The sequence below is a fragment of the Streptomyces sp. NPDC052016 genome (genome assembly GCF_044548445.1).
Lineage (GTDB): Bacteria > Actinomycetota > Actinomycetes > Streptomycetales > Streptomycetaceae > Streptomyces.
Genome location: NZ_JBIUBX010000025.1, coordinates 18699 through 43022 on the forward strand (window position 1 = coordinate 18699; position 24324 = coordinate 43022).

Below are 24324 nucleotides of genomic sequence, written 5' to 3' on the forward strand. Positions count from 1 at the left end.
GGCCACGATCCGCTCCCCGCCGCGGGCGGCTGCGGGAGCGTGCCGGGTGCGCTGCGGTCCCGTGGGTCGGTCCGGTGCGTCGCGGGCGGCTGCGGGAGCGTCTGGGGTGCGCGCCAGGGCCGATGCTGCTCCCGGTGGGAGGGATGGGGCGCCGACGGGGCGTCGGTAAAGGGGGTGTCGGGGCGGGCGTAGCTTAGGTGCATGACGAAGTACGGATCGTTTCCCGGTACGCGTCCGCGGCGGCTGCGCACCACCCCCGTGATGCGGCGCATGGTCGCCGAGACCCGGTTGCATCCGGCCGACTTCATCCTGCCCGCCTTCGTGCGGGAGGGCGTGAGCGAGCCGGTGCCGATCCAGGCGATGCCCGGGGTCGTGCAGCACACCCGGGACAGCCTGAAGAAGGCCGCGCTGGAGGCGGTGGAGGCCGGGGTGTCCGGGATCATGCTGTTCGGGGTGCCGGAGGAGGCCAAGAAGGACGCCGCCGGGACCGCGGGGACCGATCCGGACGGGATTCTGCAGGTTGCCCTGCGGGACGTGAGGGCGGAGGTGGGGGACGACCTGTTGGTCATGTCCGACCTGTGCCTGGACGAGTTCACCGATCACGGGCACTGCGGCGTACTGGACGCCGAAGGGCGCGTCGACAACGACGCCACCCTGGAGCGGTACGCCGAGATGGCGCAGGTGCAGGCCGACGCGGGTGCCCATGTGGTGGGGCCCAGCGGGATGATGGACGGGCAGATCGGGGTCGTCCGCGATGCCCTCGACCAGATCGGTCGGGAGGACGTCTCGATCCTCGCTTACACGGCCAAGTACTCCTCCGCCTTCTACGGGCCCTTCCGGGAGGCCGTGGGGTCCTCGCTGAAGGGCGACCGCAAGACCTACCAGCAGGACCCGGCCAACGTGCGGGAGTCGATGCGGGAGCTCGCTCTCGATCTCGAGGAGGGGGCCGACATGGTGATGGTGAAGCCGGCCGGCCCCTACCTCGACATCCTGGCGCGGGTCGCCGACGCCGTGGACGTGCCGGTCGCCGCCTACCAGATCTCCGGCGAGTACTCGATGATCGAGGCCGCCGCCGAGAAGGGCTGGGTCGACCGGGACCGGGCGATCCTGGAGACGCTGACCGGCATCAAGCGGGCCGGGGCGCGGAACATCCTGACCTACTGGGCCACCGAAGCGGCCCGGAAGATCCGGTAGTCACCAGGCGAGGGCGTCCTCCGAGGACCGCTGCCAGTACGTCACCGTCAGGGAACTGTCGTAGTACACGCCCTCGGCCGGCAGTGACGGGGTCGCGGAGGCGCCGCCGTCGCTGTTCGGCGTGCTGCCCTGGAAGGCGACCGTCAGCTTCTTCGCCGTCGTGCCGCCGTCGCCGCTGCCGTCGGCGGCCGCGAGCAGGACGCCCGCGTAGCCGGACTCACCGGGTGCGAGGGTCGTCACCGCCTGCGGCTGCGTCTCCTTCGCGGCCTGCGGCACCCACTGCATCTCGTCGAATCGCAGGACCGGGTAGTAGGTCAGGTCGCAGGTCTTGCTGCCGGTGTTGGTGACCGTGATCAGCATGTGGTTCAGGGGGCGCGGGACCGGCTGGGCGGTCACCTTCGTGTTCGAGCCGTTGCACAGGACGCGGGTCTCGGGGGCGGGGGCGGAGGTCTTCGGGGCGTTGTCCTCCTGTGCGCCGTCCTGGCGCGGGGTGGCGGTGGCCTGCCCGGCGGGCGTGTCGTCGGCGGGGGTCGTGGCGCCCGTGGTCGGCTTGTCGGGGGTCGTGGTCGCCGTCGACGACGCCGGGGCCGAGGCGCCCTCGTCCTTCGTGCCCGTTCCGTCCTCGCACGCCGTGAGCGAGAGGGCGGCGAGGGCGGCGATCGCGGGGGCGAACAGACGGCTGGTGCGACGCATGCGCATGATGCTGGTCCTCTTCCGAAAACAGGTGGTGGACGCACGCTGCTCGACCGGTCGGCGGGAGCGGCGTGCTTGGATGGCCACAGCTTGTGGGGAGATCCGTCCCGGCCGCCACGGTCAACGGGCGATCAGGGACGCTGGAATGGCCGCAACGCTCTGAACAGGGGAAACGTCCCGTCCCTGGAACGCCGGGTTGGGACACGGGGACTGGACACGGGGGTGTGGAACGGTGACTTCGACAGAGTTCGCGTCACTGCTGCGGGAGCTGAAGGAGCGGTCCGGGCTCAGCTACGGGACGCTCGCGAAACGGCTCCACATGAGTACGTCGACGCTGCACCGCTACTGCAACGGGGACGCCGTCCCCGCGGACTACGCGCCCGTGGAGCGGCTCGCCCGGCTCTGCAAGGCGACGCCCGGGGAACTCGTCGAGCTGCATCGGCGGTGGGTGCTGGCGGACGCGGTGCGGAGGAGGGGGACGGGAGGCGACGGCGATCGCCCCGGCGACGACCGGGGTGGGGCGGGGAGCGACGGCTCTCGAGCCGGCGACGGTCAGGGCGTGCGCGCCGGGGACGGTGACGGCGACACGCGGGAGGTGTCCGGGGCTGCGCCCGCGGCGGCGGATACGGGGAGTGTGTCTTCGGGGGCGGAGGTGGTGCGGGCCGGCGGTGTGTCCCGTCGGGTGCGGCGGCCGCTTCTTCTCGCGGGGGTCGCCGCGGCCACCGCCCTGGGGGCCGTCGCTCTCGCCCTGTCCGTGCCCGGTGGCGCCTCGGAGGGTGACGGCGGGCGTGCGGGTGGGGCGGCGTCCGTGCAGGGGAAGCCGGAGGTGGCGGCGAGCGCTTCGCCGTCCGCCTCGCCGTCGCGCTCCTCCGCGGCCCCCTCGGGCTCCGCCTCGCCGTCGACCGCCGCCGGGGGCCGTCCCGAGGCGGCCCCCGATCCGGCCGACGACGCCCCTCCCCTCACCGTCGCCACCCGGCCCTACGCCTGGGAGGGACCCTGCGGGCAGCGGTACCTGATCGACGACGAGCCGGGGCGGGTGGCGCCGCCGCCGCTCGAGCAGGACGCGCCCGCCTGGGTCGCCGCGCACGGCGCCGTGTCCTCGGGGCAGCAGTACCTGGAGCTGACCGTGCAGGGCACCGGGGACGAGACCGTGGTCGTGGAGAGTCTGAAGGTCCGTACGGTCGGGAAGCGGTCGCCGCTCGCCTGGAACGACTTCGCCATGGGCTACCCGGGCGTCGGCTGCGGGGGCGATGTGCCGAAGCACCGCTTCACCGTCGCGCTCGACGCGGCGCGGCCGGCCCTGGTGCCGGAGGCGGGGCAGGACCACTTCCCGTTCAAGGTGAGCGAGTCCGACCCGGAGGTCTACTACGTCAGCGCCGACGCCTCCGCGTACGACGTGCGCTGGGTGCTGGAGCTGTCGTGGTCCAGCGGGTCGCGGCGGGGCACGCTGACCATCGACGACGACGGCGAGCCCTTCCGTACCAGCGGCAACAACGGGCGGCCCGCCTACGAGTTCCCGCTCGGCGGCTCCGCGTGGGAGCGGGCCGGAGCCTCGCCGACGCCGTAGGGACCCGAGCTGTGGGCTCCTGTGGCCGGGCCCTCGTCGCGCAGGCCCTCGCCGTCCTGGCACGCCGTGAGGGCGAGGGCGGCCGCGCAGGTCAGGGCTGCGGCGAGCAGGCGGGTGCGGGGGCGGAGGCGTCGGGTGCGGTGGTGCGTGCGGTCGGTGGTGGGGGTGGCGTGCTGGGGCATGGGGGTCAGCCTGGGGCGTGCGGCCGACCGGGGCCAGACTCTGCGGGGAAGTCGGGACGCCGCGGCGGTCCCATCGTGTGTGACCTGCGGAAACGGCGTGCGCGTGGGACGGTGGCCGGGACGGTTCCTCGTCCCCGTGTCGCCGGGTGAGCGTATGGGGTCGCCGCGCGGGTCATCGGTCCGGAGGGCAAAGGACCGGCGCCGAAGGGTCGTGTGGACATCCACATGTCGGAAAACTTCTTGTAAATGGCACCTATCTCTCTAGGGTGCGGGGCATGACTCTTCGCAGTGCACCCGCTCCCGCATCCGCCTCCGTGCCGCCGCTCGCCCTGCGGGCCCGGGCCACCGGCGGCTCCCCGGTCCGGGACATCCTCGCCGTCACCGCCCGCCCCGAGGTGATCAACTTCGCGGGCGGGCTGCCCGCGCCCGAGCTGTTCGACCGGGAGGGCGTCGCCGCCGCCTTCCGGCACGTGCTGGAGAAGACGCCCGGCCGGGCCCTGCAGTACGCCACCACGGAAGGCGAACCCGCGCTGCGCGAGCTCCTGGCGCGTCGGACGGCCGCGCGGGGTCTGCCGACCGACGCCGACGACCTCCTCGTCACCACCGGGTCGCAGCAGGCGTTGTCCCTCCTCGCCACGGCTCTTCTCGACCCCGGTGACACCGTCCTCGTCGAGGACCCGTGCTACCTGGCCGCCCTCCAGGTCTTCGGCCTCGCGGGCGCCCGGGTCGTGGCCGTGCCGGGCGATGCGGACGGCCCGGACCCGGAGGCGCTGGCCGACCTGGTGGTGCGGGAGCGGCCGAAGCTGCTCTACACCGTCCCCACCTTCCAGAACCCGACCGGCCGCACCCTGCCCGCCGAGCGCCGCGCCGCCCTCGCCTCCGTCGCCGCCCGCCACGGCCTGTGGATCGTCGAGGACGACCCCTACGGCGAGCTGCGCTACGAGGGCGAGCGCGTCCCCTGGATCGCGGCCCACCCCGACGCCGGAGACCGCACCGTCCTCCTCGGCTCCTTCTCCAAGGTGATGGCTCCCGGTCTGCGGCTGGGCTGGCTGCGCGCCCCGGCCGAGCTGCGGCGGGCCTGCGCGGTCGCCAAGCAGGCGGCCGACCTGCACACCCCGACCGTCAACCAGCTCGCCGCGGCACGGTACCTGGCGGTGTCCGACCTCGACGCGCACGTGGCCCGCGTCGCCGCCGTCTACCGTGAACGGCGCGACGCCATGCTCGCCGGCCTGCCCCGGGCCCTCCCCGAGGGCTCGGTCTGGAACCGGCCCGAGGGCGGCATGTTCCTCTGGGCCCGGTTGCCGGAGACGCACGACACCGGCGCCCTGCTGCCCCGGGTGGTCCAGGAGGACGTGGCCTACGTCCCCGGAGCTCCCTTCCACGCCGGCCCGCCCGACCGGTCGACCCTGCGGCTGTGCTTCGTGACGCAGACGCCGGAGGAGATCGGGGAGGGGCTGCGGAGGCTGGGAAGAGGGCTCCGCGGGGCCGTCTAGCGGGGGCGGGTCAGTCCCACCAGAAGTACCAGGTGCGCTCGCCGACCAGCTCCTTCGCGTACGCGCGCAGGCTGCCCGCGCCCTGCGTGATGTTGTCCGGGCAGAACGCGAAGTGCTCGGCCGCCACGGCCTCCGCCTCCTCCGTGGTGGTGGGCGGGGCGGCCACGGAGACCGCGAGGAGGTCGAAGCCGAGCGCGACGACGCGTATGCCGAAGCGGTCCTCCCACGAGCGCAGGACCGCGCACAGACGGGCCACGTCGTTCTCGTGGTTGAGCGGGCCGGACCAGCCGATGGCGGCCGGGATGTCCGCCGAACGGCGCGCCGGGACGAGGGCCAGATGCGGCCTCTCGGGCCAGGAACGGGTGCCGTCGGTCAGCGAGTCGGCGACCTGCGCGGCACAGGCCGCCGGGTCGATGGTCAGGGACGGGGAGGGGGCAGGACCGGGCCAGTCGGGGCCGAAGGTCGCGAGCATCTCGGCGACCTCGTCGTCCCGGTCCCCTTCGTCCTCCTCCTCGTCGGCCTCCCAGAACTCCGCCAGGACGTCCTCGGCGTCGTGGTCGCCCGGGTAGGACGCCTCGCCGGGCATCAGGTCCCAGGTCTCCGGTCCGCCCCGGCCGCCCAGATCGACGAGCACCGGCAGCAGCCCGGCACGGCCGGCCGGTCCGCCGAGCGCGGTCCAGTTGCCGGGTGCCGCGCCCTTCTCGGCGTGCCACAGCACCGGTCCGTCCGAGGAGTCCTCCGGCACGGCCTCGATCAGCCGCCCCGGCGGCAGTTGGAGCCCGAGGGAACGCCCGCTGGGGTCGGACGCCAGCCTGGGCAGCGGGTTGGGAAGAGTCGCCATGCCCGTGACTGTAGGGCGCGGCACTGACAGTGGGGCCTACGCGCTCCACGACCTGGTCGGAAAGGGCGTCGCGCTCGGTGACGGCCCGTCAACGAACCGTCTGCGCCCCTCGGCCGCAGCGCTTCGCGCGTCGGCGCTTCCAGAAGTGCGTCAGCCAGATGCCCAGGCCGACCAGGGGGAGGACGACGAGGGCCGGCAGGACCACCCCGACCGCTCCGGCCAGCAGCATGCCGATCAGTGCCTCGCCGATCGTGGGATCGTCCGCGCCGCCCAACTGCCGCTCCTCGCACTCGTGTTCTCCTGCCCTCGTAGGGGTGGGACGCGTGAGTGCGAGGAGTCGGTTGCGGTCCGGTGGGGCGGGTCAGAGCTTCTCGGGCGTCCGGATGCCCAGCAGGGCCATGCCCTGGTGGAGCGTACGGGCCGTCAGGCCGACGAGGAACAGACGGTTCTCGACCTGCTCCGGGGTGTCCGCCTTCAGGACCGGGCACTGGTCGTAGAACGCGGTCAGGTGCGAGGCGAGCTGGTACAGGTACGCCGCGAGCTTGTGCGGCTCGTAGGACGCGGCGACCTCCAGGACCGTCTCGCCGAACTGGTCCAGGTGCAGGCCCAGCGCCCGCTCCGCCGGGGCGAGTTCCAGCTCCGGGTGCGCGGCCGGGCGGGCCTCGCCGGCCTTGCGCAGGATCGACTGGATACGGGCGTAGGCGTACTGGAGGTAGACGGACGTGTCGCCGTTCAGCGAGACCATCTGGTCCAGGTCGAACTTGTAGTCCCGAACGGCCGAGGTCGACAGGTCGGCGTACTTCACCGCGCCGATGCCGACGTACTGCCCGTTCTCGACGATCTCCTGCTCGCTCAGGCCCACCTTCTCGGCCTTCTCCCGGACGACGGCCGTGGCCCGCTCGACGGCCTCGTCGAGGAGGTCGACCAGCTTGACCGTCTCGCCCTCACGGGTCTTGAACGGCTTGCCGTCCTTGCCGAGGACCGTGCCGAAGGCGAGCTGGAAGGCCTTGACGTCGTCGTTGAGCCAGCCCGCCCTGCGCGCGGTCTCGAAGACCATCTTGAAGTGCAGGGACTGGCGGGCGTCCACCACGTAGAGGAGCGTGTTCGCCTTGAGGTTGAAGACGCGGTCGCGGATCGCGGAGAGGTCGGTGGCCGCGTAGCCGTAGCCGCCGTCCGACTTCTGGACGATCAGCGGGACCGGGTTGCCGTCCGGGCCCTTGATGTCCTCGAAGAAGACGCACAGGGCGCCCTCGGAACGGACCGCGACGCCCGACTCCTCCAGGAGGCGGCAGGTCTCCGCCAGCATGTCGTTGTAACCGGACTCGCCGACGATGTCGGGATCGCGGATCTCCATGTCCAGCTTCTCGAAGACGGAGAAGAAGTAGATCTTCGACTCGTCGACGAACTTCTGCCAGATGGCGAGCGTGTGCGGGTCGCCGGCCTGGAGGTCGACGACACGGAGCCGGGCCCGGGTCTTGAACTCCTCGTCCGCGTCGAACTTCTTCCGGGCCGCCTTGTAGAGCCGGTCCAGGTTCGACATCGCCGCCTGGCCGGACTGCTGGAGGTCCTCGCCCCCCTTGTGGTCCAGCTCGTGCGGGTGCTCGTCCAGGTACTGGATGAGCATGCCGAACTGGGTGCCCCAGTCGCCGATGTGGTGGCGGCGGACGACCGTCTCGCCGGTGAACTCCAGGAGCTGGACCACCGCGTCGCCGATGACGGCGGACCGCAGGTGGCCGACGTGCATCTCCTTCGCCACGTTCGGCTGGGCGTAGTCGATGACCGTCGTGCCCGGGGCGTCCGCGAACGGAACGCCCAGCCGGCCGGTGTCCGCGTACCGCGCCGCGAGGTTCTCGGTGATCGCCCTGTCGGTGATCGTCACGTTCAGGAAGCCGGGCCCGGAGACCTCGATGTCCTGGATCAGGTCACCGGTGACCACCTGGGAGACGACCTGCGTCGCCAGCTCCCGCGGGTTGGCCTTGGCCTTCTTCGCCAGCGCCAGGATCCCGTTGGCCTGGAAGTCCGCCCGGTCGCTGCGTCGCAGCAGCGGGTCCGCGTCGGCGGCCTCCGGCAGGGCTGCCGAGAGGGCGGACGCGAGGCGCTGGTGGACGGAAGCACTGAGGGACGTGACCGAGGCCATAGGAGTGGGTGCCGTTCTCCTCGTGGGGATGGATAGACACGGCCAGTATCCCATGGGGGGTAAAGCGGTTTTCCCGGGCGCGGGGCGGTCTGGGAGAATGGGGCGGTCGGAACCTTCCGGCGTCGCTTTCACTCAGACGTCTCAGACAAGCCTTCAGAACAAGAGGACGTGCCGAACGTGGCTCAGAGCACCGAGACCACCGACTGGGTCTCCCGTTTCGCGGATGAGGTCATCGAGGAGTCGGAGCGCCGGGCCCCGGGCAAACCGGTCGTCGTCGCGTCCGGCCTCTCCCCCTCCGGCCCCATCCACCTCGGCAACCTGCGCGAGGTCATGACGCCCCACCTGGTCGCCGACGAGATCCGCCGGCGCGGATACCAGGTCCGGCACCTGATCTCCTGGGACGACTACGACCGCTACCGCAAGGTGCCGGCGGGCATCGCGGGCGTGGACGAGTCCTGGGCCGAGCACATCGGCAAGCCGCTCACCTCCGTCCCGGCCCCCGAGGGCTCCGCCCACCCGAACTGGGCCGAGCACTTCAAGGCCGCGATGATCGAGTCGCTCGCCGAGCTCGGCGTCGAGTTCGACGGGATCAGCCAGACCGCCCAGTACACCTCCGGCGTCTACCGCGAGCAGATCCTGCACGCCATGAAGCACCGGGGCGACATCGACGCCATCCTCGACCAGTACCGGACCAAGAAGGCCCCGGCGAAGAAGCAGCAGCAGAAGCCCGTCGACGAGGCCGAGCTGGAGGCCGCCGAGGGGTCGGGCGCGGCGAGCGAGGACGACGGCTCCTCCGGCTCCGCCGGGTACTTCCCGTACAAGCCGTACTGCGGCAACTGCGAGAAGGACCTCACCACCGTCACCTCCTACGACGACGACAGCACGGAGCTGACGTACGCCTGCGACGCCTGCGGCTTCTCCGAGACCGTCCGGCTGAACGAGTTCAACCGCGGCAAGCTGGTCTGGAAGGTCGACTGGCCGATGCGGTGGGCGTACGAGGGCGTCGTGTTCGAGCCGAGCGGCGTCGACCACTCGTCGCCGGGCTCCAGCTTCCAGGTCGGCGGCCAGATCGTCGGGATCTTCGGCGGCAAGCAGCCGATCGGGCCGATGTACGCCTTCGTCGGCATCAGCGGCATGGCCAAGATGTCCTCGTCCCGGGGCGGAGTGCCCACTCCCGCCGATGCCCTGAAGATCATGGAGCCGCAGATCCTGCGGTGGCTCTACGCCCGCCGCAGGCCGAACCAGTCCTTCAAGATCGCCTTCGACCAGGAGATCCAGCGGCTCTACGACGAGTGGGACAAGCTCGACGGCAAGGTCGCCGACGGAACCGCCCTCCCGGCCGACGTGGCCGCCCACTCGCGCGCGGTGCGCACCGCCGCCGGTGAGCTGCCGCGCACGGCCCGGCCGCTGCCGTACCGGACGCTGGCCTCCGTCGCCGACATCACCGCCGGGCACCAGGACCAGGCCCTGCGGATCCTCTCCGACCTCGACCCCGACACCCCGCTCGGCTCGCTCGACGAGGCCCGGCCGCGCTACGACAAGGCCGAGGCGTGGATCAACACCCACGTGCCCGCCGACCAGCGGACCATCGTGCGCGACGAGCCCGACGTCGAACTGCTGAAGTCCCTCGACGAGGCCTCCCAGCAGTCGCTGCGCCTGCTGCTCGACGGCCTGGAGTCGCACTGGTCGCTGGACGGCCTGACGCACCTCGTCTACGGCGTGCCGAAGGTCCAGGCCGGCTTCTCGGCGGACGCCACCCCCAAGGAGCTGCCGGCGGAGATCAAGACCGCTCAGCGGACCTTCTTCGCGCTGCTGTACCACCTGCTGGTGGGACGGGACACCGGGCCGCGGCTGCCCACGCTGCTGCTGGCCGTGGGGCAGGAGCGGGTGCGGACCCTGCTCGGGGAGTAGAGCACCGGCACACGTGACGAGAAGAGGCCCCCTCGCAGGAGGGGGCCTCTTCCCGTCACGCGTCGCGTTTCTACGCGATGTGGTCTTCCTCCAACTCGGCCGTGTGCCGCGCCTGGAAGCGCTCCACCAGGGTCTTCAGCGTGCTCGGGCTCAGCGCCGTCCCGTAGGTCGCCTGGATGTTGTCACCGAGGACGCGCGGCGTGGGGTAGCTGCCGTCGATCGACTGACGGAACACCTGGTAGTACGCCTCCTCGTCCGGCTCGGGGGTGCCGCCGCCCTCGCCGAGCTCACGGGTGCGGTTCGGGCCCACCGGGATGGGGAACGTGCCGGTCTCCTCCGGAGCGGGCTCCTCGCCGGGAGCGGGAGGCTCCTCCTCGTACTGCTCCAGGTACTGGTCGGCCTGCTGCTGCTCCTCGTACCACTGCTGGTACTGGGACTCGGGGTCGTACTCGGGGTCGTAACCGCCGTGGTACTCGACCTGCTGCGGGTGCCGGGCGTGCAGCCACAGGTTCACATCCGGGTCGCCTTCATAGGCGGGCTGCCCGGCGTCGGGACCCGGGGGCGGGTTCAGGCGCTGCTCGCCGGGAGGTGCCGCCGCGCCCACCCGTGCCGCCCCGGCGGCACGACTTCCCGCGGCCGCGTCGGGCGCGGCCGTCAGCTGCTGCTGGGGTGCCGGCAGCTCCTGCGGCGGGGCCGGGGGAAGGAGGGCTGGTTCTATGCCCGCCGCGGCCAGGCCGGCCGGAGCCGTCTCGGCCAGTGGCACGCCGTACCTGGCCAGGCGCAGCGGCATCAGGGACTCCACCGGCGCCTTGCGGCGCCAGGCGCGGCCGAAGCGGGAGCGGAGGCGGGCCTGGTAGACGAGACGTTCCTGCTCCAGCTTGATGACCTGCTCGTAGGAGCGCAGCTCCCACAGCTTCATGCGCCGCCACAGCAGGAACGTGGGGACCGGGGAGAGGAGCCAGCGGGTGAGCCGGACGCCCTCCATGTGCTTGTCCGCCGTGATGTCGGCGATGCGGCCGATGGCGTGGCGGGCGGCTTCCACCGACACGACGAACAGGATCGGGATCACCGCGTGCATACCGACGCCCAGCGGGTCCGGCCAGGCAGCGGCGCCGTTGAACGCGATCGTCGCCGCCGTCAGCAGCCAGGCCGTCTGGCGCAGCAGCGGGAAGGGGATGCGGATCCACGTCAGGAGCAGATCCAGCGCCAGCAGGACGCAGATGCCCGCGTCGATGCCGATCGGGAAGACGTACGAGAAGTTCCCGAAGCCCTTCTTGACGGCCAGCTCGCGGACTGCCGCGTACGAACCGGCGAAGCCGATACCGGCGATGATCACGGCGCCGAACACGACCACACCGATGAGAACGCGGTGCATCCGGGTCAGCTGTATAGGCGCGGCCACCCGCACTCCCCTCCGCTTGCGTGTTGTTGCGCGCAACAGGGTGACACACGTGCGCGGCGCACGTGTTGCCGGTACGTCAGCTCTTCTTGGACGACGACGCGGACGGCGACACGGAAGGAGAGGCGGAGGAACGCGCGGCGGAGGACGCCGACGGGGAGCCCTTGGCCGGCTTGCTCGCGGACGGGGACGGCGAGTTCGCGGCCGAACCCCCAGCCGAACCCTCGCCGTTGGCGGAGCGGACCGACGCCACCGCCTCCTTGGCCGCCTTCTCCGCGGCCTTCGTCAGGGTGGCCGCGTCGGGCGCCTTCTCGCCGGCGAGACCGGCGCCGTTGTAGTCGAGCGTCACGACCACGTTCTCGACGCGCGCCACGACCGTCTGCTGCTTGAAGGCGCCTTCCTTCTTCTTCAGGTCGTAGCGCACGGTCGTCGCCTGGTCGCCCGTCCCGGCGAGCGCCTGCGTCTTCGCGTTCGTCGCGCCCGCCACCGACTGCGCACCCTTGACCTGCTTGGCGTAGTACTCCTGCGCCTGCTGGTCGCCGGAGCTCGCCGCGTCCGACTCGAAGCGCAGCAGCGAGACGTTCAGCCAGCGGAACTGCGAGCCCTTCACGCCGTTGTTGTCCAGGCTGGACCACGAGCAGGACGCCCGGGCGGCGGTGTCGCTCGACGCGCCCTCCTTGCCCGTCGTCCCCTTCGGCACCAGCTCGGTCAGCGTCTTCTTCGACAGCACCGCGCACGCCTCCGGCAGCGACGCGTAGGCCGCCGCCTGCACCGTCGGCTCGGCGCTCACCGTGGTGCCGGCCTGGGTGTCCGCGGTGGCCTTCTGCGCGTCGCCGTCGGAGTTCGAGTCCGAGGAGCAGCCTGCGGCGATCAGCATCACGGGGAGGGCGGCTGCTGCGGCGAGGAGACGGTTCAGGCCTCCGGCACGCTTCGTTCGCTGGTCGTCTCGCTGGGCTCGTCGCTGCATGGTTCCTTCACTCATGACGCTCGTGGTTCCTGCGGTCGGATCGGGTCCGAGGGGTCACGGTACGCGGTGAGGAACCCGTGCGACCGCGCTTCGAAGGCTTTGCGGACGGGCGGCCGACGGGCGTGAAGTCGCCTCAGCCCCCTAGGGAATCGGCGAGCTGAGCCGCCAGTTTCCGGGCCCTGTCCTGCATTTCCTTGCTGTCCGGGACGACGCCGACGGTCGTCGGCTGCTCCTCGTACTGGATGGTCACGATGACGTTGGACGTGCGGAACGCCACAGTCACCACGCGCTGTTTCACCGTCGAACCGGAGCTGGAGAGCGCGTCGTCGACGAACGCCTCGTCGCCCAGGTCGTCCAGGAGACGGGACTGGAGGTCGGCCGGGGTGGCGGAGGCGGAGGCCGACGGGGAGGTGGACGCGGACGCGGCCGGGGAGGTGGGCGCGGACGCCGAGGCGGACGCGCTCCCGGAGGCGGAGGGGGCGGCCTGGCTGGTCGTCCCGCCGCTCGACCCCGAGGCCGTGGGCTGCGGGATCGCCGCTGCCGTCACCTTCTTGACGAACAGCGCCTCCGCCTGGCTGTCGGCGCTGACCGCGTTGTCGTACGACACCACGCGCTCGAAGTCGACGAAGAGGCGGTCGGTGGCGTCCGCCGACGTCGCCTTCCAGCGGCAGCCCGCCTTGCGGTCGGTGTCGTACGTCAGGGTCGCCTCGCCCGCGTAGGCGGTCGTGCGCTGGGCCTCGTCCGCGATCTGGCGGATGCCGGGGAGGAGGGAGTCGAGGGTGGAGCGGCTGACGGCGCCGCAGGCCTGGGGGAGGGTGTCGTACCGGCCCGGCTCGGCGGCGGCGGTCGCCGTGCCGGCCTCACCGGGGTTGGAGTCGTCCGTCGGGCCGCCGTCGTCCGAGCTGCCGGTGCAGCCGGCCAGCAGCACCGCGAGGAGTGCGGCGACGCCGGTTACGTACGCCTTCCGCTGCACGGTCGGCTCCTCTCGACGGTCACGACGTGGGTGGGCTGGTGGTGCAGGGGCGGGTCTCCCCGCTGGATATTTCGCTTGCCGGGCGAAGGCGGCCCCTGCAGACAATGTGTATCGCACGCACCACCGTGGATGCCGGTCCGTCGTCCTGTTCGTCGGCCTTGGCGCCGGTTTTTGCGATTCCATACTTCTGTTGTGTTTCCGGGGGAATGAGGACGATATGTCGTACGTGGAGATGCCGGGCGCGAAGGTTCCCATCCGTATGTGGACCGACCCCGCGACGGTCGAGGAGGGCGCGCTGCAGCAGCTGCGCAACGTCGCCACCCTGCCGTGGATCAAGGGGCTGGCCGTGATGCCGGACGTGCACTACGGCAAGGGCGCGACGGTCGGCTCGGTCATCGCGATGCAGGGTGCGGTGTGCCCGGCGGCGGTGGGCGTCGACATCGGCTGCGGGATGTCGGCGGTCAGGACGTCGCTGACGGCGAACGACCTCCCGGGGGACCTGTCGCGACTGCGGTCGAAGATCGAGCAGGCGATTCCGGTGGGGCGGGGGATGCACGACGAGCCCGTGGATCCGGGCCGGCTGCACGGCTTCCCCTCGGCGGGGTGGGACGACTTCTGGGGGCGGTTCGGCGGCGTCGCCGAAGCGGTCCGATTCCGTCACGAGCGCGCCGAGAAGCAGATGGGGACGCTCGGAAGTGGCAACCATTTCGTCGAAGTCTGTCTCGACACGACCGGTGTCGTCTGGCTGATGCTGCACTCCGGTTCCCGGAACATCGGCAAGGAGCTCGCAGAATTCCACATCGGCGTGGCGCAGGGGCTGCCGCACAACCAGGGCCTCGTCGACCGCGACCTCGCCGTCTTCGTGGCGGACACCCCGCAGATGGCGGCGTACCGCAACGACCTGTTCTGGGCGCAGGAGTACGCGAAGTACAACCGCACGATCATGATGGCGCTCCTGAAGGACGTGGTCCGCAAGGAGTTCAAGAAGGCCAAGCCGACCTTCGAGCCGGAGATCAGCGCGCACCACAACTACGTGGCCGAGGAGCGCTACGACGGTATGGACCTGCTCGTCACCCGCAAGGGCGCGATCCGGGCCGGTTCCGGCGAGTACGGAATCATCCCCGGGTCCATGGGCACGGGCTCGTACATCGTGAAGGGCCTCGGCAACGAGAAGTCCTTCAACTCGGCCTCGCACGGCGCCGGCCGGCGCATGAGCCGCAACGCGGCCAAGCGCCGCTTCTCGACGAAGGACCTGGAGGAGCAGACGCGCGGCGTGGAGTGCCGCAAGGACTCCGGCGTCGTGGACGAGATCCCGGGCGCGTACAAGCCGATCGAGCAGGTCATCGACCAGCAGCGGGACCTGGTGGAGGTCGTGGCGAAGCTGAAGCAGGTCGTCTGCGTGAAGGGGTGACCTCAGCCGGACGGCTCCAGGAGGCTCGCGCGCAGGGCCGCCGCGAGTGACGCCGCGTCCATGCCGAGGGCCTGGTCGACGTAGCCCTCGGTCGAGCCGTAGCGGGAGCCGAGGGCTTTCAGGTAGAGGCGCATCACCGCTGCGGGGGCGCGGCCGAAGGCCGGCCAGGTGGGGGAGCGGCCCTCGTTGCGCTCCCGCCAGTCGGCCAGCAGGCGGGGGGTGGCCCGTTCGGTCAGGGTGAAGTCCTCGATGATCACCTCGTCGTCGACGTCGAGGAGGGCCAGCACCAGAGCGGTCAGCTGGCCCGTGCGGTCCTTGCCCGAAGCGCAGTGGTAGACCAGGGGTGCCTTGGCGTCCGCGATGATCTCCAGGGCCTGGCGGATCTCCTTCGTGCCGTCCTCGGCGACCTCCATGTAGCGCTCGGCGAGGTACGGGCCCGGGTCCACGTCGGCGGTCTGGGCGGCCTGGTCGTACGCGCGGTGCTCGATGCTCAGGTTGTGGTACGCGAAGGAGGGGTGGGCCGCGACACGGCCCCGGCTCCGCGCCTCCCAGGGATGGCGCAGGTCGATCACCGTGCGGATGCCCAGGGCGAGGAAGCGGTCCCAGTCGGGGGTGCCGGGGACCAGCTTGCCCAGGGAGTCCGCGCGGTACAGGAGCCCGGGACGGACGCGGTGACGGCCGTCCCGGGTCGGATATCCGCCCAGGTCGCGGAAGTTGTGCAGGCGCTCGAAAGGTATGTGTCGGTCCACACCCTTCAGGATCGCCCTGACACCGGATCAGTTCCCGTCGTGCCGGACGGAGTACGCGGGGTTCTCGCCCTTCACAGTTCCCGGTGGACCTTCGTGTTCGACGCCTGGGCGCGCGGGCGCAGGATCAGCAGGTCGACGTTGACGTGGCTGGGGCGGGTCACCGCCCAGGTGATCGTGTCCGCGACGTCGTCGGCGGTGAGGGGCTCGGCCACGCCCTCGTAGACCTTCGCGGCCTTTTCCCGGTCGCCGCCGAAGCGGGTCAGGGCGAACTCGTCGGTCCGGACCATGCCGGGGGCGATCTCGATCACGCGGACCGGCCGGCCGACGATCTCCAGGCGCAGCGTCTCGGCGAGGACGTGGGCGCCGTGCTTGGCGGCGACGTAGCCCGCGCCGCCCTCGTAGGTGCCGTGGCCGGCGGTGGAGGAGACGACCACGACCGTGCCGTCGCCGCTCGCGTCGAGCTTGGGGAGCAGGGCCTGGGTGAGGTTGAGGGTGCCGATGACGTTCGTCTCGTACATCGTGCGCCAGTCGTCCGGGTCGCCGGTGGCGACCGGGTCGGCGCCGAGCGCGCCGCCCGCGTTGTTGACGAGGACCCCGATCGTCCGGAACGCCGTCGCGAACTCGTCGACCGCCGCGCGGTCGGTGACGTCCAGCTGGTACGCCGTCGCGGAGCCGCCCGCCGCGGCGATCTCCTCCGCCAGCGCCTCGATGCGGTCCTTGCGGCGGGCGGTGAGGACCACGCGGTAGCCGGCTGCGGCGAGCTGCCGGGCGGTGGCGGCGCCGATGCCGCTGCTCGCACCGGTGACGACGGCGATGCGGGAGGCGGCGGACGGTGCGGCGGGGGCCATGGGGGCTGCTCCTCGGGTTCGGGTTCGGTTCCTCGGGCGGGGTCGGAAACCTGCTCGGTCAGGATAGGTCGGCCGGGGAGACGGGCGTCCGGTGATCTCGCTCCGCGGTCGGTCCGCGGTGGCCCGGTGGGAGAATGGGTGGGTGATCCCCTGTTCAGGAGGTGGACCGATGGGACAGGCGCGTGAGGTCATGGACCGGCTCACGGAGGCGCTCACCACCAAGCCCGACCTGAAGGTCATCGCGGAGCTGTTCGCCGAGGACGCGGTCGCCGTCACTCCCGAGGCCGGGGAGCTCCACGGGCGCGACGAGATCGTCGAGTACTGGCGTCAGATGACGGAGTCCGTGCCCGAGGCGACGTGGGAGCCGGTGCACTCGTTCGAGATCGGTACGACGGCCGTCGACGAGGGGTACTTCCGCGGCCGCAACACCGGGCCCCTGCGGATGCCGGACGGGCGCACGCTGCCCGCGACGCAGAAGGAGCTCAGGGTGCGCGGGGTGGACCTGGCGACGGTGGTGGACGGGCGGATCGTCAGCTACCGGCTCTACTTCGACCAGTTGGAGTTCCTGGAGCAGCTGGGTCTGCTGCCCGACCTGGCGACCGCCTGAACGGATCCGTCAGGCCCCGCCCCGCGGCGCCCACATGATCACCGCCATGCCCGCGAGGCTGATCAGCGCGCCCGCCACGTCCCACCGGTCGGGGCGGTAGCCGTCGGCGACCATGCCCCAGGCCAGGGAACCGGCGACGAAGACACCGCCGTAGGCCGCCAGGATGCGGCCGAAGTGCGCGTCCGGCTGGAGGGTGGCGACGAAGCCGTACGCGCCGAGCGCCATGACGCCCGCGCCGATCCACAGCCAGCCGCGGTGCTCGCGCACGCCCTGCCAGACCAGCCACGCGCCGCCGATCTCGAAGAGGGCGGCGACGGCGAAGAGGGCGGCGGAGCGGAGTACGAGCATGGCAGCAGCTTCGCACGCCTGTGCCGTCCGATGACCGGCGGCAGGTGCCGGTGCCGGACACGGGGGCACACGTACTTCTTCCGACCCGTCCCGACGCGTGCCTCCACCGGTCGGTCCGGTCGGGTCGTGGCGCGTCGTACGATCTGCGGACGGCGCAGACGAAGGGGTGGTGCGGGCGATGTCCGGGAACGTGCGGTCGCGGTTGCTGGGCGAGCTGTCCACCGTCTCCCGCCGGTACGTGGCCGCCTTCGCGCTGTTCAACCAGGCCGTCGCCGACCGTCTCGGGCTGCACCCCACCGACCTCCAGTGCCTGAACCTGCTCTCGCTGGAGCGGGCGCCGGTGACGACGGGCCGGGTCGCCGAGCTGACGGGGCTGACCACCGGGTCGGCGACGCGGCTGGTGGACCGGCTGGAGAAGGCGGGGTACGTCGTGCGGGAGCGGGACGCGGCCGACCGGCGGCGGGTGCTGGTGGCGACGGTGCCCGATCGGATCGCCGAGTTCGGGCGGACGTGGGAGCGGCTGGGCGGTGACTGGAGCCCGCTCTTCGAGGACCTGGACGACGCCGAACTCGCGGTGATCGTGCGGCACATGAGGCGGACGGTGGAGTTCGGCGGGGAGCAGGTCGCGCGGCTGCGGGGAGGCACGGTCTAGGGCATGGGCGCCATCCAGGACACCGGCACGGACACGATCACGGACACCGGCATACGGGCGGGCCGGTCGGACGCGGCTCCCGCGCCCCCGGGGCGTGGCCTGCCGCGCCACTGGCCCTTGTTGCTGGCCGGAGCGGCCGTGCTGCCCGGCGCGCTGCTGGTGCTGGTCGGGCGGTCGCTGGAGGAGCCGGCCGTCGAGGCGTGGCGGACGGTGTGTCTCGCGGTGACCGTGCAGGCGCTGCCGTTCCTGCTGCTCGGTACGGCCCTGTCCGGGGCGATCAACGCGTTCGTGCCGGCGCGGGTGTTCAACCGGCTGCTGCCGAAGCGGCCCGCGCTCGCGGTGCCCGTCGCCGGTGCGGCGGGGGTCGTGCTGCCGGGCTGTGAGTGCGCGTCGGTGCCCGTGGCGAACAGTCTGATCGGCAGGGGGGTGACGCCGGCCGCCGCGTTCGCGTTCCTGCTGTCGGCGCCCGCGGTGAACCCGATCGTGCTGACCGCCACCGCGATCGCGTTCCCGGGCAGTCCGGAGATGGTGCTGGCGCGGCTGCTCGCCTCGCTGGTCACCGCGGCCGTGATGGGCTGGCTGTGGCTCTGGCTGGGGCGGGCGGAGTGGCTGAAGCCGGCCGTGCGGCACTCCGGGCACCGGCCGGGGCACAGCCGGTGGACGGAGTTCCGGCAGGGCTTCCAGCACGACTTCCTGCACGCGGGGGGTTTCCTGGTGGTCGGGGCGATGGCCGCGGCGACATTCAACGTGGCGGTTCCGCGCTCCGTCGTGGAGACGTTCTCCGACTCGCCGTGGCTGTCGGTGCTGTTCCTGGCGGTTCTGGCGATCGTGCTCGCGGTGTGCTCGGAGGCCGACGCGTTCGTGGCGGCCTCGCTGAGCGGCTTCTCGCCGGTCGCGCGGCTGACGTTCATGGTGGTGGGGCCGATGGTCGACCTGAAGCTGATCGCCTTGCAGGCGGGCACGTTCGGCCGGGCCTTCGCGGTCCGTTTCTCCGCCGCCACGGCCGTGGTCGCGGTCGTGTGCAGCGTGGTGGTGGGAGGGGTGCTGCTGTGAGGGGAGCCGCGGTGAGGCGGTTCGCGCAGGCCGTGCTGCTGGCGCTGATCGGGCTCGGCCTGTTGCAGACCTCGCTCTTCACGGAGCTGTACCTGAGGTACGTCAAGGAGGGCATGCGGCCGCTGCTGATCGCGTCGGGGGCGTTGCTGCTCCTGCTGGGGACGGCGGAGGCGTGGTCCGCGTGGCGGGGGGTGCGGCGGGGACGCGCCGGCCACGGCGACGGCCACGGTCAGGAGAACGTTCCAGGTCACGGCCATGGTCAGGAGACCGTCCCAGGTCACGGCCATGGTCAGGACACCGTCCCAGGCCATGGCCATGGTCAGGAGACCGTCCCAGGTCACGGCCATGGCCGGGAGGACGGCTGGGACCTCTCCGAGGACCGGGAGCACGGCCAGGGCCACGGTCACGACCACTCGGGTGTGCCACGCGTCGCCTGGCTGCTGTTCCTGCCCGCGCTGAGCCTGCTCTTCTACGCCCCGCCCGCGCTGGGCTCGTTCACCGCCGCCCGGGAGGCGCCCAAGGTGGTCGCCGTCGTCGAGGAGGACGGCTTTGAACCGCTGCCCGCGACCTCGCCGCTGCCGATCACGCTCACCGACTTCACCCAGCGCGTGCAGCAGGACCCCGGCCGGGCCATCAAGGGGCGCACCGTCCGCATGACCGGCTTCGTCACGCCCGCCGACGGGGGCGACGGCTGGTACCTGACGCGCATTCTGCTGTCGTGCTGCGCGGCGGACGCGCAGTCGGTGAAGGTGCGGGTGTACGGGGTGGAGGCTCCGGCCGCCGACACCTGGGTGACGGTGACGGGCACCTGGCACCCGGGCGGCACCCTGGGGACGGAGTCCGCGCCGGTCGCGCTGGACGCCCGAGGCGTCGAGAAGGTGGAGCGGCCGACGAACGGGTACACGGACGCCCTGCCGATCGGCTCGTGAACCGCAGGCCCCGGCCCGGGGCCGGTCAGGCCCCGGTGCTCCCCGTGCTCTGCGCGGTCTCCGTGCTCTACGCGGTCTCCGTGCTCTACGCGTTCCCCGCGCTCTACGCGTTCCCCGTGCTCTACGCGTTCCCCGCGCTCTGCGCGGTCTCCGTGTCGTAGCGCTCGCGGGCCGCGTGGACCTCGTCGAAGTGGATCTCCGCCCAGTCCTTCACCGCGACCAGGAGCAGGGCGAGGCTGCTGCCGAGCGGGGTGAGGGCGTAGTCGACGCGGACGGGGACGGAGGGGGTCACCGTGCGGGTGAGGATGCCGTCGCGCTCCAGGGTGCGCAGGGTCTGGGTGAGCATCTTGGGGCTGACGCCGGCGATCTTGCGGGACAGGTCGCTGTACCGCAGGGGGCCGGGTGCGAGCGCGGCCACGACCAGGCTGACCCACTTGTCGCTGATGCGGTCCAGGAGCTGGTTGGTCGGGCAGGCCTTCAGGAAGGCGTCGTAGTCGGCGCGGGCCTTCTCGCGCCGCTGGGCCGCGGTCATGGTCGCCATGGCTCTCCTCCGGGTGAGGTAGGCACCTTCAGGTAACTACTTCCTGCTGGATAGTAGCTCTTCCTAGGGTTGCTGCATCAAGTCGGAAAGCCTTCAGAAACCCGGATCACAGGGGGAGTTGTCATGCGTGCAGCAGTCGTGCGGTCGTTCGGCGGGCCCGAGGTCGTGGAGGTCGTGGAGACGGAGGTGCCGGAGCCGGGAGCCCGGCAGGTGCGGATCAAGGTCGCGGCGGCCGGGCTGAACCCGGTGGACGCCGGAGTGCGTTCCGGTGTCTTCGGGGGTGCGGGCAAGCGGATCGGGCTCGGCTGGGACGTCGCCGGGACCGTGGACGCGACCGGCGTGGCCACCGCGTGGAACGTCGGGGACGAGGTCGTGGCGCTCGACCACGGCATGGTCAAGCCGCTCGGGACGCACGCGGAGTACGTCGTCGTGGACACGGACGCGGTGGCGAAGGCGCCGGCCTCGGTGGACGCGGTGCATGCGGCGACGCTGCCGCTGAACGCCCTGACCGCCGTGCAGGCGCTGGACCTGCTCGACCTGCGGCCGGGCGCCTCGCTGCTGGTCACCGGCGCGGCGGGAGCGGTCGGGGCGTACGCCGTGCGGCTCGCCGCACTGCGGGGGTTCGCGGTGACGGGGCTGGCCCGGGAGGGGGACGAGGAGTTCGTACGGTCCTCGGGCGCCGTCGGCTTCGTCGCGGGGGAGGCCGGGCCGGGCGCGTTCGACGCCGTGCTGGACGCGGCGGTGCTGGGGGAGCGGGCGCTGGCGTGGGTGAGGGACGGGGGTGCCTACGCAGGGGTGATTCCGCAGGCCCAGCCCTCCTCCGTGCGGGGTGTGCGGACGGAGGCGGTCGAGGTGCGGGCGGACGGGGCGCAGTTGGGGAAGCTGGTGAGGCTGGTGGACGACGGGGAGCTGACCCTGCGGGTGGCCGAGACGTTCCCGCTGGAGGAGGCGGCGAAGGCGCATGCCCGGCTGGCGGAGGGCGGGGTCCGGGGGCGGCTGGTGATCGTGCCCTAGGGCGGGCGGTCGAGGGGTTGCCCGCGTGGTGCCCCGCGCCCCTCAGGGGGCGCGGTGGCGGGCGTACGTCGCGGGGGGCACGCCCACGGTGGTGGTGAAGTCCCTCACCAGGTGGGCCTGGTCCGCGTATCCCAGGTCCGCCGCGAGGGCCGCCCAGTCGACGTCCGCCGAGGTCTCCGCCCGTTCCAGTGCCTCGTGGATGCGGTAGCGCAGGATCACCCACTTCGGGCCGACCCCGACGTACGCGGCGAACAGGCGTTGCAGCAGGCGTACCGAGACGCCCTCCGCTCGCGCGAAGTCCGCGACCCGGCGGATCGTGCGGTCGGTGCGGATGCGGTCGACCAGGGTCATGGCCCGGTCGGCCTGGGGGTCGGGGTGGGGGCCGAGGCCGAGGAGACAGGTGTCCAGGGCGGCCACGCGGGCGTCCTCGTCGTCGGGGGAGAGGACGGGCGTCGGGTCGGTGCCGGCGAGGCGGATCCGGCGGCCCGTCCACCGCGTCACCGGGTGCCCCGGGAAGAAGGGGCGGAAGCCGCCGGGGCGGAACTGGATGCCGCAGACCCGGCCCCTGCCCTCCAGTTTCTGTGTGAAGAGGCCGAGGCCGATCCCGGCCAGCTCGGCGAAGGGATCCTGGCCCTCGTACCGCTGGAAGACGATGTTGACCGAGGGGTGCGGGACCACGTGGGAGGCGTAGGGCTCGTCCAGGTCCCAGTCGATCAGCCAGTAGTGCTCCAGGTAGGGGCGCAGGGGCGGGGCCGGTTCGCGGCGCCGGAAGCGGACGCGCGTGAAGAGCCCGGCGGCGTCGACGATGCCTCGGGTGTCCCGGCGTGGGGCGGCCATGGGGGGATCGTAGGGCGGGGCACTGACAGGCGGGGGTGCTCGGGAATAGGGGGCACGGGGTGGCCGTTCAGGGGTATGGTTGAACGGTCAACAACTTTGGAGGTTGAGCGACCATGCAGTTCGGGATCTTCACGGTGGGCGATGTCACGCCGGACCCGACGACGGGCCGTACGCCGACCGAGCGCGAGCGGATCAAGGCCATGGTCGCCATCGCGCTGAAGGCCGAGGAGGTCGGCCTGGACGTCTTCGCGACCGGTGAGCACCACAACCCGCCGTTCGTGCCGTCGTCCCCGACCACGATGCTCGGCTACATAGCCGCGCGGACGGAGAAACTGATCCTCTCCACCTCGACCACCCTCATCACCACCAACGACCCGGTGAAGATCGCTGAGGACTACGCGATGCTCCAGCACCTGGCCGACGGGCGCGTCGACCTGATGATGGGACGCGGCAACACCGGGCCGGTCTACCCGTGGTTCGGGCAGGACATCCGGCAGGGCATCAACCTCGCCATCGAGAACTACGCCCTGCTGCACCGGCTGTGGCGTGAGGACGTCGTCGACTGGGAGGGCACGTTCCGCACGCCGCTGCAGGGCTTCACCTCGACCCCGCGTCCGCTGGACGACGTGCCGCCGTTCGTCTGGCACGGCTCCATCCGGTCGCCCGAGATCGCCGAGCAGGCCGCGTTCTACGGCGACGGCTTCTTCCACAACAACATCTTCTGGCCGGCCGACCACACCAAGCGCATGGTCGAGCTGTACCGGGCCCGGTACGCCCACTACGGGCACGGCACGCCCGAGCAGGCGATCGTCGGCCTGGGCGGCCAGGTCTTCATGCGGAAGAACTCGCAGGACGCCGTCCGTGAGTTCCGGCCGTACTTCGACAACGCGCCCGTCTACGGGCACGGGCCGTCGCTGGAGGACTTCACCGACCAGACCCCGCTCACCGTGGGTTCGCCGCAGCAGGTGATCGAGAAGACGCTGTCCTTCCGCGAGTACGCGGGCGACTACCAGCGCCAGCTCTTCCTGATGGACCACGCCGGGCTGCCGCTGAAGACCGTGCTGGAGCAGCTCGACATGCTCGGCGAGGAGGTCGTGCCCGTGCTGCGCGAGGAGTTCGCCAAGGGGCGCCCGGCCGACGTGCCGGACGCGCCGACCCACCAGTCCCTGCTCACCGCCGCGAAGACCGCGAAGGAGGAGACCGCCGCATGAAGCTCGTCGTCGTCTCGGCGGGACTGAGCGTCCCGTCGTCCACCCGCCTGCTGGCCGACCGGCTGGCCACCGCCGTCGGCCGGCAGACCCCGGTGGACGTCGAGGTCGTCGAACTGCGCGACCTCGCCGTCGAGATCGCCCACCACTTCACCAACGGCTTCCCCGGCAAGGCGCTGGCGGCCGCGCTGGACTCGGTGACGGCGGCGGACGGGCTGGTCGTCGTCACGCCGGTGTTCTCGGCGTCGTACAGCGGACTGTTCAAGTCCTTCTTCGACGTGCTGGAGAAGGACGCGCTGGCGGGCAAGCCCGTGCTGATCGCCGCCACCGGCGGCTCCGCCCGGCACTCGCTCGTCCTGGACCACGCCCTGCGGCCGCTCTTCGCCTACCTGCGGGCCGTCGTCGTCCCGACCGCGGTCTACGCCGCCTCCGAGGACTGGGGCGCGGAGGGGCTGCCGGAGCGCATCGAGCGGGCGGCGGGGGAGCTGGCCGCGCTGATGAAGGGGCTCTCCGTGACCAAGCCGGTGAAGGACGAGCTCCAGGTGGTCCCCTTCGCGGAGCAGCTGGCGGCGCTCTCCCGCCGGTGACCTCCCCGGTGTCCTCCTGAACGCCGGGCGGGGAGACTCCCCGCCCGGCGCTTCTGGCGGGCGAGGGGCGCGGCAGCACACGCCTGTCCGGCACCCGGGCCGCAGAGCCGGCCCGTCCGACGCCTTCGCGGGCGAGGGGCCGGCGGCACCGGCCGGTCCGGCTGCGGCGCCTTCTGGCGAGGG

The 24324-nt window shown here is 72.0% G+C and carries 26 protein-coding genes; 13 read left to right on the forward strand and 13 right to left on the reverse strand.

All coding sequences use genetic code 11. The features are described from left to right. The first annotated feature begins 201 nt into the window (after positions 1-201). Entirely contained in the window at positions 202-1194 is a 993-nt protein-coding gene (gene hemB, locus ACIHAR_RS28265) for a porphobilinogen synthase (RefSeq protein ID WP_365460593.1), read from the forward strand. Here the strand turns inward: hemB and ACIHAR_RS28270 are convergent, their stop codons facing one another. After that, positions 1195-1893, reverse strand: coding sequence for a DUF4232 domain-containing protein (locus ACIHAR_RS28270; protein WP_365460595.1), 699 nt, complete (start codon positions 1891-1893; stop codon positions 1195-1197). Positions 1894-2119: 226 nt separating this feature from the next. Between ACIHAR_RS28270 and ACIHAR_RS28275 the strand changes: the two genes are divergently transcribed. After that, a complete protein-coding gene (locus ACIHAR_RS28275) occupies positions 2120-3454 on the forward strand; it encodes a helix-turn-helix domain-containing protein (protein ID WP_400022475.1) in 1335 nt (444 codons plus the stop codon). Here ACIHAR_RS28275 and ACIHAR_RS28280 read toward each other — a convergent pair. After that, on the reverse strand, positions 3394-3636 hold the full coding sequence (locus tag ACIHAR_RS28280) for a hypothetical protein (protein WP_365460599.1): 243 nt from the start codon (positions 3634-3636) through the stop codon (positions 3394-3396). The two genes, ACIHAR_RS28275 and ACIHAR_RS28280, sit on opposite strands and share 61 nt — an antisense overlap. Positions 3637-3911: 275 nt before the next feature. On the opposite strand from ACIHAR_RS28280, the gene ACIHAR_RS28285 reads away from it, so the two are divergent. Beyond that, positions 3912-5129, forward strand: coding sequence for a PLP-dependent aminotransferase family protein (locus ACIHAR_RS28285; protein WP_400022476.1), 1218 nt, complete (start codon positions 3912-3914; stop codon positions 5127-5129). 10 nt (positions 5130-5139) lie between these two features. Here ACIHAR_RS28285 and ACIHAR_RS28290 read toward each other — a convergent pair whose 3' ends face one another. The 3 genes from ACIHAR_RS28290 to argS all read right to left on the reverse strand — a co-directional run bounded on the left by ACIHAR_RS28290 (position 5140) and on the right by argS (position 8107). Next, on the reverse strand, positions 5140-5970 hold the full coding sequence (locus ACIHAR_RS28290; protein WP_400022477.1) for a DUF4253 domain-containing protein: 831 nt from the start codon (positions 5968-5970) through the stop codon (positions 5140-5142). Between the two features lie 88 nt (positions 5971-6058). Then, on the reverse strand, positions 6059-6244 hold the full coding sequence (locus ACIHAR_RS28295) for a hypothetical protein (protein WP_365460604.1): 186 nt from the start codon (positions 6242-6244) through the stop codon (positions 6059-6061). An 87-nt stretch (positions 6245-6331) separates the two neighbouring features. Further along, positions 6332-8107 (reverse strand): arginine--tRNA ligase, encoded by a 1776-nt coding sequence (gene argS, locus ACIHAR_RS28300; protein WP_365460606.1) that lies wholly within the window; start codon positions 8105-8107, stop codon positions 6332-6334. 168 nt (positions 8108-8275) lie between these two features. On the opposite strand from argS, the gene lysS reads away from it, so the two are divergent. Next, positions 8276-10018, forward strand: a complete 1743-nt coding sequence (gene lysS / locus ACIHAR_RS28305; RefSeq protein ID WP_365460607.1) for a lysine--tRNA ligase — start codon at positions 8276-8278, stop codon at positions 10016-10018. Between the two features lie 70 nt (positions 10019-10088). On the opposite strand, the gene ACIHAR_RS28310 is transcribed toward lysS, so the two are convergent. The 3 genes from ACIHAR_RS28310 to ACIHAR_RS28320 form a co-directional block, all read right to left on the reverse strand. Beyond that, entirely contained in the window at positions 10089-11420 is a 1332-nt protein-coding gene (locus ACIHAR_RS28310) for a DUF2637 domain-containing protein (RefSeq protein ID WP_365460609.1), read from the reverse strand. Between the two features lie 76 nt (positions 11421-11496). Continuing rightward, positions 11497-12399, reverse strand: a complete 903-nt coding sequence (locus ACIHAR_RS28315) for a DUF3558 family protein (protein WP_400022478.1) — start codon at positions 12397-12399, stop codon at positions 11497-11499. Positions 12400-12517: 118 nt separating this feature from the next. Then, on the reverse strand, positions 12518-13357 hold the full coding sequence (locus ACIHAR_RS28320; protein ID WP_400022479.1) for a DUF3558 domain-containing protein: 840 nt from the start codon (positions 13355-13357) through the stop codon (positions 12518-12520). Positions 13358-13574: 217 nt separating this feature from the next. Between ACIHAR_RS28320 and ACIHAR_RS28325 the strand changes: the two genes are divergently transcribed. Further along, positions 13575-14768 carry an RtcB family protein gene (locus tag ACIHAR_RS28325; RefSeq protein ID WP_365460612.1) on the forward strand — a complete coding sequence of 398 codons (1194 nt, stop codon included), beginning with the start codon at positions 13575-13577 and terminating at the stop codon, positions 14766-14768. 2 nt (positions 14769-14770) lie between these two features. Here the strand turns inward: ACIHAR_RS28325 and ACIHAR_RS28330 are convergent, their stop codons facing one another. Beyond that, entirely contained in the window at positions 14771-15517 is a 747-nt protein-coding gene (locus ACIHAR_RS28330; RefSeq protein ID WP_365460614.1) for a tyrosine-protein phosphatase, read from the reverse strand. A 71-nt stretch (positions 15518-15588) separates the two neighbouring features. Then, positions 15589-16365: an SDR family NAD(P)-dependent oxidoreductase gene (locus ACIHAR_RS28335; RefSeq protein ID WP_400022480.1), complete on the reverse strand. Its 777-nt coding sequence runs from the start codon at positions 16363-16365 to the stop codon at positions 15589-15591. A 169-nt stretch (positions 16366-16534) separates the two neighbouring features. On the opposite strand from ACIHAR_RS28335, the gene ACIHAR_RS28340 reads away from it, so the two are divergent. Beyond that, positions 16535-16972, forward strand: coding sequence for an ester cyclase (locus ACIHAR_RS28340; protein ID WP_400022481.1), 438 nt, complete (start codon positions 16535-16537; stop codon positions 16970-16972). Positions 16973-16981: 9 nt separating this feature from the next. Here the strand turns inward: ACIHAR_RS28340 and ACIHAR_RS28345 are convergent, their stop codons facing one another. After that, a complete protein-coding gene (locus ACIHAR_RS28345) occupies positions 16982-17320 on the reverse strand; it encodes a YnfA family protein (RefSeq protein WP_400022482.1) in 339 nt (112 codons plus the stop codon). A 178-nt stretch (positions 17321-17498) separates the two neighbouring features. Here ACIHAR_RS28345 and ACIHAR_RS28350 point away from each other — a divergent pair, with 178 nt between their 5' ends. From ACIHAR_RS28350 to ACIHAR_RS28365, 4 genes are read left to right on the forward strand one after another with little or no spacing between them, the layout of a single operon-like run. Beyond that, positions 17499-17972 (forward strand): MarR family transcriptional regulator, encoded by a 474-nt coding sequence (locus ACIHAR_RS28350; protein WP_365460621.1) that lies wholly within the window; start codon positions 17499-17501, stop codon positions 17970-17972. 3 nt (positions 17973-17975) lie between these two features. Beyond that, positions 17976-19025: a permease gene (locus tag ACIHAR_RS28355; RefSeq protein WP_365460623.1), complete on the forward strand. Its 1050-nt coding sequence runs from the start codon at positions 17976-17978 to the stop codon at positions 19023-19025. 11 nt (positions 19026-19036) lie between these two features. Next, positions 19037-19954 carry a TIGR03943 family putative permease subunit gene (locus tag ACIHAR_RS28360; RefSeq protein ID WP_365460625.1) on the forward strand — a complete coding sequence of 306 codons (918 nt, stop codon included), beginning with the start codon at positions 19037-19039 and terminating at the stop codon, positions 19952-19954. Next, positions 19951-20115, forward strand: coding sequence for a hypothetical protein (locus tag ACIHAR_RS28365; protein ID WP_400022483.1), 165 nt, complete (start codon positions 19951-19953; stop codon positions 20113-20115). Before ACIHAR_RS28360 ends, ACIHAR_RS28365 begins: the two co-directional genes overlap by 4 nt. Here ACIHAR_RS28365 and ACIHAR_RS28370 read toward each other — a convergent pair. After that, on the reverse strand, positions 20076-20495 hold the full coding sequence (locus ACIHAR_RS28370; RefSeq protein ID WP_365460627.1) for a helix-turn-helix domain-containing protein: 420 nt from the start codon (positions 20493-20495) through the stop codon (positions 20076-20078). The genes ACIHAR_RS28365 and ACIHAR_RS28370 overlap by 40 nt on opposite strands. A gap of 123 nt (positions 20496-20618) precedes the next feature. Between ACIHAR_RS28370 and ACIHAR_RS28375 the strand changes: the two genes are divergently transcribed. Then, complete coding sequence (locus ACIHAR_RS28375; RefSeq protein ID WP_365460629.1) at positions 20619-21509, forward strand: NADP-dependent oxidoreductase; 891 nt, start codon at positions 20619-20621, stop codon at positions 21507-21509. A 42-nt stretch (positions 21510-21551) separates the two neighbouring features. On the opposite strand, the gene ACIHAR_RS28380 is transcribed toward ACIHAR_RS28375, so the two are convergent. Continuing rightward, complete coding sequence (locus tag ACIHAR_RS28380; protein ID WP_400022484.1) at positions 21552-22346, reverse strand: DUF6597 domain-containing transcriptional factor; 795 nt, start codon at positions 22344-22346, stop codon at positions 21552-21554. A gap of 113 nt (positions 22347-22459) precedes the next feature. Between ACIHAR_RS28380 and ACIHAR_RS28385 the strand changes: the two genes are divergently transcribed. Then, complete coding sequence (locus tag ACIHAR_RS28385) at positions 22460-23557, forward strand: LLM class flavin-dependent oxidoreductase (RefSeq protein ID WP_365460633.1); 1098 nt, start codon at positions 22460-22462, stop codon at positions 23555-23557. Then, positions 23554-24141: an FMN reductase gene (locus tag ACIHAR_RS28390; RefSeq protein ID WP_365460635.1), complete on the forward strand. Its 588-nt coding sequence runs from the start codon at positions 23554-23556 to the stop codon at positions 24139-24141. The genes ACIHAR_RS28385 and ACIHAR_RS28390 overlap by 4 nt, the downstream gene beginning before the upstream one ends. Positions 24142-24324 lie beyond the last annotated feature (183 nt).

Coding starts and splice junctions, on each gene's coding strand:
- ACIHAR_RS28325 (WP_365460612.1), top strand. CDS start 13,575: ATGTCGTACGTGGAGATGCCGGGCGCGAAGGTTCCCATCCGTATGTGG.
- ACIHAR_RS28270 (WP_365460595.1), bottom strand. CDS start 1,893: ATGCGCATGCGTCGCACCAGCCGTCTGTTCGCCCCCGCGATCGCCGCC.
- ACIHAR_RS28280 (WP_365460599.1), bottom strand. CDS start 3,636: ATGCCCCAGCACGCCACCCCCACCACCGACCGCACGCACCACCGCACC.
- ACIHAR_RS28290 (WP_400022477.1), bottom strand. CDS start 5,970: ATGGCGACTCTTCCCAACCCGCTGCCCAGGCTGGCGTCCGACCCCAGC.
- argS (WP_365460606.1), bottom strand. CDS start 8,107: ATGGCCTCGGTCACGTCCCTCAGTGCTTCCGTCCACCAGCGCCTCGCG.
- ACIHAR_RS28285 (WP_400022476.1), top strand. CDS start 3,912: ATGACTCTTCGCAGTGCACCCGCTCCCGCATCCGCCTCCGTGCCGCCG.
- ACIHAR_RS28390 (WP_365460635.1), top strand. CDS start 23,554: ATGAAGCTCGTCGTCGTCTCGGCGGGACTGAGCGTCCCGTCGTCCACC.
- ACIHAR_RS28315 (WP_400022478.1), bottom strand. CDS start 12,399: ATGAGTGAAGGAACCATGCAGCGACGAGCCCAGCGAGACGACCAGCGA.
- ACIHAR_RS28375 (WP_365460629.1), top strand. CDS start 20,619: ATGCGTGCAGCAGTCGTGCGGTCGTTCGGCGGGCCCGAGGTCGTGGAG.
- ACIHAR_RS28345 (WP_400022482.1), bottom strand. CDS start 17,320: ATGCTCGTACTCCGCTCCGCCGCCCTCTTCGCCGTCGCCGCCCTCTTC.
- ACIHAR_RS28370 (WP_365460627.1), bottom strand. CDS start 20,495: ATGGCGACCATGACCGCGGCCCAGCGGCGCGAGAAGGCCCGCGCCGAC.
- ACIHAR_RS28355 (WP_365460623.1), top strand. CDS start 17,976: ATGGGCGCCATCCAGGACACCGGCACGGACACGATCACGGACACCGGC.
- ACIHAR_RS28380 (WP_400022484.1), bottom strand. CDS start 22,346: ATGGCCGCCCCACGCCGGGACACCCGAGGCATCGTCGACGCCGCCGGG.
- hemB (WP_365460593.1), top strand. CDS start 202: ATGACGAAGTACGGATCGTTTCCCGGTACGCGTCCGCGGCGGCTGCGC.
- ACIHAR_RS28350 (WP_365460621.1), top strand. CDS start 17,499: ATGTCCGGGAACGTGCGGTCGCGGTTGCTGGGCGAGCTGTCCACCGTC.
- ACIHAR_RS28340 (WP_400022481.1), top strand. CDS start 16,535: ATGGGACAGGCGCGTGAGGTCATGGACCGGCTCACGGAGGCGCTCACC.
- ACIHAR_RS28385 (WP_365460633.1), top strand. CDS start 22,460: ATGCAGTTCGGGATCTTCACGGTGGGCGATGTCACGCCGGACCCGACG.
- ACIHAR_RS28335 (WP_400022480.1), bottom strand. CDS start 16,365: ATGGCCCCCGCCGCACCGTCCGCCGCCTCCCGCATCGCCGTCGTCACC.